Source organism: Nocardia sp. NPDC049935 (genome assembly GCF_055586645.1).
In genome coordinates this window covers 427,608-440,181 of record NZ_JBVJHV010000002.1, presented here as the reverse complement: position 1 = coordinate 440,181, position 12,574 = coordinate 427,608, and the positions used below count along the sequence as shown (strand labels likewise).

Annotated in this window: 9 protein-coding genes; 6 read left to right on the top strand and 3 right to left on the bottom strand. The window is 72.1% G+C overall.

Annotation, left to right across the window (positions count from 1 at the left end; all coding sequences use genetic code 11):
• Positions 1 to 75 precede the first annotated feature (75 nt).
• The 4 genes from ACZ6SF_RS10235 to ACZ6SF_RS10220 all read left to right on the top strand — a co-directional run bounded on the left by ACZ6SF_RS10235 (position 76) and on the right by ACZ6SF_RS10220 (position 6,372).
• On the top strand, positions 76 to 588 hold the full coding sequence (locus tag ACZ6SF_RS10235; RefSeq protein WP_466061727.1) for a universal stress protein: 513 nt from the start codon (positions 76 to 78) through the stop codon (positions 586 to 588).
• Between the two features lie 33 nt (positions 589 to 621).
• On the top strand, positions 622 to 1,722 hold the full coding sequence (locus ACZ6SF_RS10230; RefSeq protein ID WP_466061726.1) for an isochorismate synthase: 1,101 nt from the start codon (positions 622 to 624) through the stop codon (positions 1,720 to 1,722).
• 166 nt (positions 1,723 to 1,888) lie between these two features.
• Positions 1,889 to 2,059 carry a DUF2613 domain-containing protein gene (locus ACZ6SF_RS10225; protein ID WP_357428559.1) on the top strand — a complete coding sequence of 57 codons (171 nt, stop codon included), beginning with the start codon at positions 1,889 to 1,891 and terminating at the stop codon, positions 2,057 to 2,059.
• 68 nt (positions 2,060 to 2,127) lie between these two features.
• Positions 2,128 to 6,372, top strand: a complete 4,245-nt coding sequence (locus tag ACZ6SF_RS10220) for an alpha-(1->3)-arabinofuranosyltransferase (RefSeq protein WP_466061725.1) — start codon at positions 2,128 to 2,130, stop codon at positions 6,370 to 6,372.
• On the opposite strand, the gene ACZ6SF_RS10215 is transcribed toward ACZ6SF_RS10220, so the two are convergent.
• The gene (locus ACZ6SF_RS10215; protein ID WP_466062246.1) at positions 6,326 to 7,585 is read right to left on the bottom strand and encodes a polysaccharide biosynthesis protein; all 1,260 of its coding nucleotides are present in this window, start codon (positions 7,583 to 7,585) and stop codon (positions 6,326 to 6,328) included. The two genes, ACZ6SF_RS10220 and ACZ6SF_RS10215, sit on opposite strands and share 47 nt — an antisense overlap.
• Positions 7,586 to 7,722: 137 nt before the next feature.
• Between ACZ6SF_RS10215 and ACZ6SF_RS10210 the strand changes: the two genes are divergently transcribed.
• Positions 7,723 to 9,633 (top strand): MmpA family trehalose lipid delivery protein, encoded by a 1,911-nt coding sequence (locus ACZ6SF_RS10210; RefSeq protein WP_466061724.1) that lies wholly within the window; start codon positions 7,723 to 7,725, stop codon positions 9,631 to 9,633.
• A gap of 25 nt (positions 9,634 to 9,658) precedes the next feature.
• Here the strand turns inward: ACZ6SF_RS10210 and ACZ6SF_RS10205 are convergent, their stop codons facing one another.
• Positions 9,659 to 10,867, bottom strand: a complete 1,209-nt coding sequence (locus tag ACZ6SF_RS10205; protein ID WP_466061723.1) for a glycosyltransferase family 4 protein — start codon at positions 10,865 to 10,867, stop codon at positions 9,659 to 9,661.
• 395 nt (positions 10,868 to 11,262) lie between these two features.
• On the opposite strand from ACZ6SF_RS10205, the gene ACZ6SF_RS10200 reads away from it, so the two are divergent.
• Entirely contained in the window at positions 11,263 to 11,988 is a 726-nt protein-coding gene (locus ACZ6SF_RS10200; protein ID WP_466062245.1) for a class I SAM-dependent methyltransferase, read from the top strand.
• Between the two features lie 3 nt (positions 11,989 to 11,991).
• Here the strand turns inward: ACZ6SF_RS10200 and ACZ6SF_RS10195 are convergent, their stop codons facing one another.
• The gene (locus ACZ6SF_RS10195; protein WP_466061721.1) at positions 11,992 to 12,306 is read right to left on the bottom strand and encodes a hypothetical protein; all 315 of its coding nucleotides are present in this window, start codon (positions 12,304 to 12,306) and stop codon (positions 11,992 to 11,994) included.
• Positions 12,307 to 12,574 lie beyond the last annotated feature (268 nt).

Genomic DNA, 12,574 nt, shown 5'->3' with positions numbered 1-12,574 from the left:
GGAGGTAATCTGGAAACATCCGTCCGGACCATCCGTAAGGACCCATTCCGTCAGGACACCGCCTCGGAGGTCGCCATGCCCTGCGATCTGATGCTCATCGCCTACGACGGTTCCGAACATGCCAAACGCGCCATCGAGTACGCGGGCCGCTTCCTCACCGCCGACCGTGCCGTGGTGCTCACGGCCTGGGAGCCGATGGTCCGCCAGGCCGCCCGGATCTCCGGGATCACCGGCATGGTGCAGCCGGAATGGGTGCCCGACGAGGAACTCGAGGACATCGCCTACACCACCGCGCGCGAGATCAACACCGAAGGCGTGCACCTGGCCGGGCTGGCGGGTATGAACGCCGAGGCGCGGACCCACGAGTTCGCGGGCAGCGTCTGGCACGCCATCGTCGAGGTCGCCGACGAACTCGATGTGGACATCATCGTGGCCGGGACCCGCGGCGCCACCGGGCTGCGCGCACTGGTGCACAGCAGTGTGGCCGACGCCGTGCTCAAACACTGCCACCGACCGGTATTCCTGGTGCCCCCGGTCCAGCAGGCCGCTACCCGCGAGGACGGGCGTGATCAGCAGACCGCGCCCTGACGGCCGCGTCCCGGCCCGCGGCGGAGCGGGGTCGTGACCGGATTCCTGCTGACCGATCCCGGCAGCGCGGTGCGGGCGAGCGGGGTCCGGGAGGTCCACCACGACCCCTGGGCCGCGGCCGACGCCCTGCGCGCGGGCCGGGCGGCCACGATCGTGGGCGCGCTGCCCTTCGACCCGCGCGGCCCGGCCGCCCTGGTCGAACCCGTGGATCTGACACAGACCGCCGGGCCCTGGCGTCCGGCGGCGCTCCCCGCATTGCCCGGGCTGCGAGTGGTGCGCGAGATACCGGACCCGGCCGAGCACCGCGCCCGGGTGGCCGCCCTGGTGGACCTGCTCACCGAGCCCGGCTCACCCCTGCGCAAGGTGGTGGCGGCGCGGTCGGTGCTGGTGGCCGCCGATGCGGTGCTGGAAGCCGAGGTGGCCGCCGCCTACCTGCTGACCCGGCATCCGCGGGCGGCGGTGTTCACCGCCGACCTCACCCCCGCCGGGCGCACCGGCGCGATCCTGCTCGGCGCCAGCCCGGAACTGCTGGTCCGGCGGGAGGGCTCGCGGGTCAGCGCGTATCCGCTGGCCGGGACCGCGCCCCGGCATCCGGACCCCGAAGCGGACAGCGCGCAGGCCCACCGGCTCGCGGACAGCGCCAAGGAGCGGGCCGAGCACGCCTTCGTGGTCGACTGGATCGCCGACCGGCTGGCCCCGGTGTGCACCGGACTGTCGCTACCGGAAGGCCCGCGGCTGGTGGGCACCCGGGAGGTGTGGCATCTGGGGACCCCGATCCACGGCGTATTGCGGGAGCCGGCGCCGAACGCGCTGGAACTCGCCCTGCTGCTGCACCCCACTCCGGCGGTCTGCGGGACCCCGACCGCGGCGGCGCTCGAGTACATCACCGAGTTCGAGGAGGACCGGGGGTTCTACGGCGGCGCGGTGGGCTGGTGTGATGAGCGGGGCGACGGGTCCTGGGCAGTGGCCGTGCGCTGCGCCGAACTGGCCGCCGACGGGCTTTCCCTGCGGGCCTGGGCGGGCGGCGGCATCGTCGCGGGGTCGGATCCGCGGGCCGAACTCGACGAGACGACCGCCAAACTCGGCACCCTGCTGGGCGCGCTGAACTGCGCCGTCCCGGCCGCGACCGAGTGACCGGAGAGGTCCACCGGAAACCGGCGACCGGCGACCGGCGGACCCGGGTACACACCGCGCCCGGCCACACCCTCTAGGCTGAAACGCCGGACGGTAGGTTTCCGGACCCGCCCGGTCCTGCTAGGTTGACCCAGATATCTGCCAGCTTCGAGTTTGGAGTGCTGCGATGAAGTTTGCTGTCCCCGGTATTGCGAGCGCGGTGGGCGGCGCCCTGCTGGGCGCGATCGCGGTGTTCGCCATCACCGCCGCGCTGCAGCAGAACACCCGCCCCGAGGTGGACCGCAGCGGTAACGCGGACAGCTCACTGCTGAACAGCGTCGAATACGGCCAGCGCTGAGCCCCACGCCGAACTCCGCACGTCCCCGCCCGCCGGTCGCGGCGGGGACGGCGAACGCCTGACCCCCGGTGCGCGGTAAGTCCGATCCCGCGGCACCGGAACCGGATGAGAACCCCGCAGACGGGCTGGGCCGCCGCTGGTTCCTCGGCTCGGCGGTCGCCGCTTTCCTGCTCACGTTTCTGCAGGCTCCCGGGCTCGCCGTCGCCGATACCAAATACGACCTGGCGGAGAACCCGCTCGGATTCCTGGCCCGCGCCGCCCATCTGTGGAGCAGTCAGGCCCCGATGGGCCAGGTGCAGAACCAGGCCTACGGCTATTTCTTCCCGCACGGCGCCTTCTTCGCGCTCGGCGATTTCCTGCATCTGCCCGCCTGGGTGACCCAGCGGGTCTGGTGGGCGCTGCTGCTGCTCGCCGGTTTCTGGGGCGTGATCAAACTCTGCGAAACGCTGGGGATCGGCAGTAACGGATCGCGGATCGTCGCGGCCGCCGCCTATGCCCTCTCGCCTCGGGTGCTGACCACGGTGGGCTCGATCTCCTCGGAAACGCTGCCGATGATGCTCGCCCCCTGGGTGCTGCTGGCGCCGGCCGCACTCGGCACCGTCTATCACCGGCACCGGCGCGGCGGGATCCGGTCACCGGCGGGCAGTGCGCTCGCGCTGGCCCTGATGGGCGCGGTGAACGCGGTGGCGACGGTCGCGGCGTTCCTGCCGGCGCTGCTGTGGTGGGCCTGCTACCGGCCGAGTCGCGCCTGGTGGCGTTTCACGCTCGCCTGGGTGCCGCTGCTGGTACTGGCGGTGGCCTGGTGGGCGGTACCGCTGCTGCTGCTGGGCCGGGTCAGCCCGCCGTTCCTCGACTACATCGAATCGTCCGGGGTCACCACCCAGTGGGCCTCGCTCGGCGAGGTGCTGCGCGGTACCAACAGCTGGACGCCGTTCGTCTCGCCGGAACGGATCGCGGGCGCGGTCCTGGTGACCCAGCCGGCCGCGGTCCTGGCGACCGGCCTGCTCGCCGCGGCCGGGATGGCCGGACTGGCCCTGCGGTCGATGCCCGCGCGCGGGCGGCTGGCGCTGATCCTGTGCGTGGGACTGGTCGGGATCTGCGCGGGATACGTGGGGCAGCTCGGCGGGCCCTTCGCCGAATCGATCCGGATCTTCCTCGATTCCGGCGGTGCGCCGCTGCGCAACGTCCACAAACTGGAACCTCTGATCCGGCTACCGCTGATCCTCGGTCTGGCCCACCTGCTGGTCCGGGTACCGCTGCCCGCGTCGGCCCGGCCCGCCGCGTGGCGCACCGCCTTCACCCACCCGCACCGCGATCGCCGGGTGGCGGTGGCCATGCTGATCCTGGCGGCCCTGGCACTGTCCACCTCACTGGCCTGGACCGGCAAACTCGCCCCGCGCGGCGCCTACGACCACGTCCCCGCCTACTGGCAGGAGACGGCGGACTGGTTGCACGACAATGCCGCCGACACCCGGGCGCTGGTCGTTCCGGGAGCGCCCTTCGGCAGTCAGGTATGGGGCCTGACCCGCGACGAGCCGCTGCAGGCGCTGGCGCAGACGCCGTGGGCGGTCCGCGACGCGGTCCCGCTGAACCCGCCCGGAACGATCCGGGCCATGGATTCGATCCAGCGCCTCATCGCCGACGGCCGGCCGTCGGACGGACTCGCGCCCGCGCTGCGGGGCCAGGGCATCGGCGTGCTGGTACTGCGCAACGATCTGGATCCCGACACCTCCCGGTCGACGCGGCCGATGCTGGCGCACAGCGCCGTGGAGGGTTCGCCCGGACTGCGCAAGGTCGCCGAATTCGGCAAACCCGTCGAACACGATCCGGACCGCGACGATTTCGTCGCCGACGCCGATCTGCGCCCCGACTATCCGGCGGTCGAGATCTACCGGGTGGAGACGCCGCCTCCGGGCACACCGGCCGAGGTGCGCGGCGGGGCGGGGGCGCCCGCGGAGTTCCCCGGCGCGTACACGGTACCGCTGTCGTCGGTGCCCGTGGTCCAGGGCGGTCCGGAGGTGCTGGAACGCCGGTATCGCGACCCGCTGACCCAGGGTCCCACCCTGCTCGCCGCCGACGCGGCCGCGGCGGGGCTGCCGGCGGGACCGGTGACCCTCACCGATACTCCGATGAACCGGGAAACCGATTTCGGCAAGGTCGACAACCACAACTCGGCACTGCGTGCCCCCAGCGATGCCCGCCGCACCCACAATCTCGTTCCCGATTACGACGTCCCCGGCGCCGAACTCGTCCAGGGCGATTGGACCGGCGCCACCCTCACCGCCTCGAGTTCGGCGGCCGACGCCACCCAGATCGGCGGCGCCGCACCGGGTAACTCCACCGCGGCGGTCGTGGACGGGGATCCGTCGACGGCCTGGATCAGCAATGCCGGCGAGTACGCACTGGGCCAGTGGCTGCGCATGGACCTGGACAAACCGTTCAGCACCGGACTGCTGAGCTTCACCACCACCCCCGCCGCCATCGGCGACCCGGTGAAATGGGTCGAGGTGCGGACCAACAACGGCAGTGTGTCGGCGCGGATCGGCAAACCCGGCGAACCGGTTTCGGTCGCGCTGCCGGTGGGGTCCACCGACTGGATAAAGATCACCGCGATCCGCACCGAACGCGGCAGTACCGGTGGCCAATTCGGGATCAGCGAACTGAGTATCGACGACTACACCCAGCGCGACTTCCCGGTACCGGTCGATATCCGCCACCGCACCGTCCTGCCGCCCGCCCCCGCGGGCGCCGCGGTGACCGGCTGGGATCTCGGACAGGAATTCCCCGGCCGCAGCGCGTGCTTCGACGCGCCCGATCGGGTGCGCTGCGGGAAGGGGCTGGCGCTGGCGCCCGAGGAGATGGGCGCGTTCGACCGGACGTTGCAGGTACCCGCGCCCGTCACGGTCGACCCCCGGCTCACGGTCCGGCCCCGGCAGGGCCCCGCGCTGGAAGCCCTGCTCACCGATCCGGCCCGGCCGGTGGCCCGGGGCGAATCCGATGTCGGCGATCTGCGCGGGTCCGCGTTCGCCGCCACCGACGGCGACCCGCGGACCAGCTGGACCGCGCCCGAGGATTCGGTGCGCGACAGGATGGGCCCGAAACCGACACTGACCATCGAACTCTCCGAGCCCACGCTGGTCACCGGCCTGGAGTTGGCGCCCTCGCTGGGCGGTCTGCCCGCGGCCCCGACCTCGGTCGCGGTGAATCTCGGCAACGGTCCGCAGATCCGGGAAATCGAAGAGCCCGACGAGGTCTCGCGGATCGAACTGGAGCCGACGGTCACCGACCGGATCGAACTCAGCATCCGGAGCTGGGAAACGGTCCTGGACCGTACCGCCCTGGGCTACCACCAGGCGCAGCCGCCCGGCCTGGCCGAGGTGAACGTACTGGGACCGCAGTACCCGGCCCCCGCGCCGGACGACCGGACGGTGACGGTCGGGTGCGAATCCGGGCCGACCATCGCGGTCGGCGGACGGCTGGTGCGCACCGGTATCACCGCGACCGCGGGCGAGCTGCGCTCCGGCGCACCGGTTCCCGCTCAGATCTGTCCCGACGCGCCCGTTCCGGGAACGGAAGCGCAGCCGGCGCAACCGGTTTCGCTGCCGGCCGGTGAGGTCGATGTGCTGGTGGCGCCGACGGACCTGTTCTTCGTCGACCGCCTCCAATTGGTGAACACCGCACCGGCGCCCCCCGCTCCCGATACCGGCGAACGTCTGCTGGTGCTCCCGCTCAGCACCAATATCGGCTGGTCCGCCCACACTGCCGACGGCCGCGCACTCGAACCCGTGGTGGTCGACGGCTGGCAGCAGGGCTGGCTGCTCCCACCCGGCGCGACCGGGCCGGTGACGGTCTCGTTCCCGATCGACACGTGGTACCGGGTCGCGATATTCGGCGGACTGCTGCTGCTCATCCCCCTTCTCCTGCTGGCGATTCCGCGCGGACCCCGGGTCACGATCCCGGCGGCCGCCCGGGTCCTGCGGCCGCCGCGAGCCCTGGGCGCGCTCGGCGTACTGGCCGCGGCCACGCTCATCGCCGGCGCGGTGGGCGCGGCGCTGACGGTCGCCGGCGTGGCGGCGCTGCGATTCGTGCCGAGGGTGCCGGGCCGCACCCTGACCGCGGTGGCCGGGTTCGGTACCGCGATCTCGGCGGCGGCACTGTCCACGGGCCCGTGGCGGATGCCCGGCGGCTATATGGGTGATTCGCTGTGGGTGCAGGTTCCGGCCCTGATCGCGGTTATCGCGGTGGGCCTGGCGGCGCTGCCGCCGGTCAGGCCGCGGAAGCCACCGCCGGACGGCGAGTCGCGGTCCGGATGACCAGTGCCGCGATCACGACGGTGGTCGATCCGGCCACCGAGGCCGCGGTCACGATGAGACCGGTCACCGAATTCGCGAGGGTCAGCATGAGCACCACTTCGAGGGCCAGACCCGCCCAGGCCAGGCCCGCGAGGGCCGTCCGGTCTCCGGCGATCGCCGAGAGCAGCGCCCCCTGCAACACCGCCAGCACCGCGCCGTGCAGCGCGAAGAGCCAGAGCAGACCCTCGATCGGGGCGTAGTCGCTACCCGCGAACAGCGGGGCCAGCGGGGCGGCCAGCGCGGCGCCGAGTACGGCGACCAGCCCGATTCCCGAGAGCACGGCCAGCGCCGACCGCGCCGCCGCGGCCGAGGACGCCGGCTGCGCCATCCGCGGATACAGCACCACCCCGACGGCCTGCGGTAACCAGAACGCGATCTTGGCTGCGATGGTGCCGAGCGCGTACCGGCTCGCATCGGGCTCGTCGAGCACCATCCGGACCACGATCAGATCGGCCGAGGAGAGCGCCATCAGCGCCGCCTGGACCTGCGCGGCCCGCAGCACGGCGGCCACCCCGCCGAAACCGGAGGTGTCGACGGCGGGGGCGGTCAGGGCGTCCGGCGGAGGCGTCGTCCGGGAGCCGGTGTCGGGTTCGGCCACGGCGCCCGGCGTGGCCGAGGCCCGACTGTCGGGTCCCGTCACGCCGCCCGAGACATCCCGCGGAGAACCGGCGACAGCGCGCGCGTAGAAGGCCGCCGCCGCTATACCCCCGGCGGCCGCCCACAGCGCCGCGCTCGCGCCGCCACCTGCGGCCAGGACCACCAATGCGGGCAGCACCTTCGCGATTCCGGTGACCCCCAGCACCAGCGCCAGCCCGCGGAACTGCTTACGCCCCTGCAGTACGCCCTGCTCACCGGCCACCAGAACCAGCGCGGGCGCCGACCCGAGCGCCGCCGCGGCCGCCACGACACCCACCTCGAGCAGCACACTCACCACCGGGACCAGCGCCACCATCGCGACGGCCACCAGCAGCGCGCACCGCCACCGCAGGGCGCGCAGCGCGGTGACATCGGCGCCGTGCACGAGTTCGCGCGCCACCACGTTCTGCAGGGCCAGCGCGGGTACGGCGCACAGCAGCTGCACCGCGAGCAGACTGGCGAATTCGCTGTATCCGTCCACACCGAGCCACCGCCCGGCCAGCAGCTGCAGCAGATACCCCGCGATATTCGCGGTCATCGCCCCCGCGGTCACCAGGGTCATGTCCGCCACAGCGGGGAGACGGCGAACGAACAGCACGTCGGCAAGTGTCGCACCCGGCGCCGTGCGGATACCGGTCCGCCCCGCCGGGGCGGGCGAACGTAGGGTGACTGGCCGTGGGCGAACGACGGACAGGCCGGTGGGCACGCGGGGTCCCGGCCGGTTACAGCCTGCTGCTCACCCTCCTGATCACGGCGCCGCTGCTGCGGCCCGGTTATCTGCTGATCCGTGATGCCGTCAGCACACCGCGGTCGTATCCCACCGACGCGGCGCTCGGCCTGGGCGACGCCGCCCCGCGCGCGGTCCCCCAGGACGGGCTGCTGGCCGCCCTCTCATCCGTCGTCGACGGCGGCCTGCTGGTGAAGGCCATCCTGGTGGCGGCACTGTGGGCCGCCGGATACGGCGCCGCGGCCCTCACCCGCGACCTGCTGCGCGCTCCGCTCGCCGCCCAGCTGGTGGCGGTCACGCTCGCGCTGTGGAACCCCTACGTCGCCGAACGCCTTCTCCAGGGACATTGGAGCCTGCTCACCGGTTACGCCGCGCTGCCCTGGACGGTCCTCGCGGTCGTCCGGCTGCGCGCGACGGCCCGGGGTCCGGTGGCCGGCTGGGCGGCCCTGGCCGGATGCCTGGCCGCGGCCGGGCTCACGCCCACCGGTTCGCTGCTGGCCGGGGTGACCGCGCTCGCGCTGGCGGGCCGGCGCAGATTCGCCGGAGTCCTGCTGGTCACGGCGCTGAGCTGTGCGCCCTGGCTCACCGCGACCGCGGTATCGGGTGTCGCGGCCGAACCCTCCGACCCGGCCGGGGTCGCGGCGTTCGCCGCCCGCGCCGAACCGGGTCTGGCCACCGTCGGCAGTCTCGCCGGGCTGGGTGGTATCTGGAACGCCGACGCCGTCCCCGGTTCCCGAACCGGCCCGTTCGCCGCCCTCGCCACCGTGCTGCTGCTGGTGATCGTGCTACTCGGAGTGCGCCGGGTGGCGGCTTCCGACGGCGATCCGGATCGCACCCGGATCCGCCGGACCCTGCTGGCCCTGGCCGCGGCCGCCGTCGCCCTGCCCGCACTCGCCGCCACTCCGCTCGGACTCGAAGTGATGGAGTGGCTGGTCGTAGAGATCCCCGGCGCGGGCCTGCTGCGCGATACCCAGAAGTTCGTCGCCCTCGCCCTCCCCGGATACCTACTCTGCGCGGCCGCCGCCTGCAGCGCCCTCCCCAGCCGCCGCACCCCCCACACCAACCCTGCCACCCCCACCTCCACCCCCGAGTCCCCGCCCGCCACTCCACCACCACCCGCCTCCCCCGACGCCGATCCCGACAACAGGTTCGGCCCGCGTCCGCTGTCAGCCCTCGAAGCGCATGCGGCGCAGCCGCGAGTCTCGAGGGCTGACAGCGGACGCTCAGGAGGGCCGAACCTCGAGCAGCGGAGCTGCTCCAAAATCACAGCCTCGTTGTTCATAGCCCTGCTCGTCCTTCCGCTGCCCGATCTCGCCTGGGGAGTGGGCGGGCAACTGCGGGCCGTCCACTACCCCGACTCCTGGCGTGAGACGGCCGACCGGATCGACGGCCCCGGCGATATCGCGGTGCTCCCCGGTGGCATGTTCCGCCGTTTCCCCTATTCCGGTTCCACTCCGGTCCTGGACCCGGCCCCCCGGATGCTGCCCCGCGATGTGCTGCAGACCGGTGCGCTGCCGGTGGCCGGCCGGACCGTCACCGGCGAGGGCGTCCGGGCCGGTCGCGCCGAGGAGGTGCTGCTGAGCGGCGGCCCGGCCACCGATCTGGCCGGGCTGGGCGTGGGATGGGTGCTGGTCGAACGGGACACCCCCGGACCGCGCGGCGATTCGGAGGTCACGCTGGCGCAGCTGGAACCGGTGCACGACACCGGTGACCTCGCCCTCTACCGGGTCCCGGGCGTGATGTCCCGGCCTGCGCCCGAGCACCGAACCCTCGTGGTGGGCGCGCATATCCTGTGGGCCGCACTGCTCGCGGCACCGCTCGTGGCTCTCGTCCGGCGCCGGCGGGACAGGAACGCCTGACGGCCGCGACCGCCGACGTCCGGGCTCAGGCTCCCGCAGCGACTTCGGTACGCACCGCGGCCGCCGTATCCTCGCCGGGCGAGATGAGTCCGCTGATCCGCTCCCCGGCAGCGGCCGCCGCCAGTACCTGATGAACCCCCGAGGCGGTGTGTTCCCAGGAGAACTCCCGCGCCCGCGCCCGCGCCTTCTCGCCCATGATGGTGCGCGCCGCCGCGTCGTCGAGCAGTTCGCCGACCGTGACGGCGAGTTGGTCGGCGTCGTCGGCCAGTACTCCGGTCACGCCGTCGATGATGGAATCGGTGAGTCCACGGGAGGAGCGGTAGCCGACTGTCGGGACCCCGTGCTGGGCCGCTTCGATCACCGCGAGCCCCCAGCCCTCCTTACGGGAGGGCAGGACATGCACCCACGCCCGCGCCAGGAGTTCGTGCTTACGCGATTCGTCCACATGCCCGTGGAAGGTGACGGCCTCGGCGATCCCGAGGGCGGCGGCCTGATCCTGCAGTTTGTCGGCCCACCAGCCGCCGCCGATCACATCCAGCCGGATACCGGGGATCCGGCCGCGCAGCCGCGCCACCGCCGTGAGCGCGTCCTCGATCTGCTTGTGCGGAACGAGTCGCGAGAGCACCACGACGCGGGGCTCCGGCGTCCGGACCTCCGCGGCGCCGGTGGGGACGTCACCGGGTACGGGTTCGGCGCCGTTACGGACGACGGCGATACGTGAACGATCCACTCCGAGGGTGGCCAGTTCCTCGGCCGAGGGCAGTGAAACCGTGAGGTACTGGTCGGCCCGGTGCACCCGCGGCGACAACCTGGACTCGATCCACCAGCCGATCCGGCCCACCAGTTTGCCCGCGACCGGCCACTGCTCCCGGTGCCCGTGGTGCACCAGCACCACCGAGGGCACGCCCGAGACCAGCCGCGCGAAGAAAGGGATGCCGTTCTGGGTGTCGACCACCGCTTCGGGCCGTACCCCCTTGAGCGGGCCCAGCCCGATCCGGCCGAACGCGATCGCGGCCAGCGCCCGGGGATACACGGTGAACCGCCCCCCGCCGCGGCTGATATCGATACCGTCGATACGCTCCCGTTTCGGCGCCCCCGGGTACCGGGCGGTGCGCAGCGTCACCCGGACGCCCCGGGCCGCGAGGTGCGCGCCGACCTGCTCCAGGTACCGTTCGCTACCGCCGCCCTGTGGATGACCGGTATCGCGCCAGCAGAGCAGAAGGACTTCGCGCACGTGGGGCTTCTCCGGTCGGGTCGGGTCCCGCGGACGGGAACAGCGGTGGTCCCGCGGACGGGACAGGGCATCGCGCTACACCTTAACGCTCCCACGCGTCCGGCAAGTCGCCCACCTGCGTGTCCTTCCGGTATCGGATCGAGGCCGGCGGCGGTTCCCGGCTACGGATCTGTGACCGGCTGAGAATCTGTGATCGGTCACAATATGCGAGACTCGGCGTCGTGCTCGACGACCGGCAATCACCTGTGGATCGCGTATCACTCGCGACCGGCCCGGACTCCGCTCCCACCGGTATCGCGTCCACGGCCGCACCCGACCGGGCCGGCGACCCGGTCCCGCCCGCCGGGCCCCGCCCGCGCCGCACCCGCCGGGCTCGGTTCGCCCGCCGCGCGACGGTGGCCCGCTCGCTGCGACTCCTGTACAGCTTCCGTTTCGAACAGACCGATCCCGCCCGCTTCTACGGCGGTATCGCCACCGACAGCGTCGACCTGCTCGCCGACTTCTACGCCGACCTCACGGGCCGCGACCTCACCGGCGTCACCGTCCTGGACGTGGGCGGCGGTCCCGGCTACTTCGCCGACGAGTTCGCCCGGGTGGGCGCGAAGTACATCCCGGTGGAGCCCGATCCGTCGGAAATGCACGCCGCGGGGATCGCGGTCCCCGCCGCGGTACGCGGTTCCGGAATGGCACTGCCGTTTCGCGACGACGCGGTCGATATCTGTTTCTCGTCCAATGTCGCCGAGCACGTACCGGATCCGTGGCGGATGGCCGACGAGATGGTGCGAGTGACCAAACCCGGGGGCATGATCGTGCTGTCCTACACCGTGTGGCACGGCCCGTTCGGTGGTCACGAAACCGGTCCGTGGCATTACCTGGGCGGTGAGTACGCGGCCCGCCGGTACCGCCGTAAGCACGGGAAAGATCCGAAGAACCGGTTCGGAGTCTCACTGTTCGCGGTTCGCGCCGCCGACGGTATGCGCTGGTCGGAGCGTACTTCCGCACACGTCCACACGGCGTTCCCCCGGTACCACCCGCGCTGGGCCTGGTGGCTGGTGCGCGTTCCCGGAATCCGGGAGTTACTCGTCAGCAATCTGGTGGTGGTTGCCGGCAAACCCGGCTGAGGTCTACAGCGCGACCTGCTGCCTGCTCCGGCCGACCCGGCCCCGCCAGCCGCTGCGGACCACCGGTTCCGCGCGGGCCCACGGTGATTCCTGAATGGCCAGGCCCACGGTTTCGAGGGTGGTGAGCCCGACCAGATCGGCGAGCCCCCCGACCATCGTCACCGCCTCGGCCGCCTGCATGGCGGCCATGGCCTGTTCCAGAGTCAGGGTGCGGCCCGGTAGGAACGAAACGACCCATCCACCGCTGCCAACGCTTTTCGCCTGATGCTCGGTCTGGTCGCTGGTCATCAACGCCCGGCCGATCACTTGCACCGCCATGAACGCCTCTCCCAATCGTGGGTCTTCGGTTCCAATGGAGCGAGCTGATCTGTAGCTAACAGCATGCGCCCTCCAGCAACAAAACGCAATAGTGCGTTCGATGAAATACGAACCGAGAGGCGGGAATTCGTATCCGTATCTGCTCACGGCAGTCCCCCGCGACCATGCCCAGCGTCCGGACCTGCGCAGATGCGATCACGAGTTCGCTTGGGGCACAAGATCGAATCTTGTCACAAGGAGTGTTCGACAAGGCGTAGAAACGCCGCGA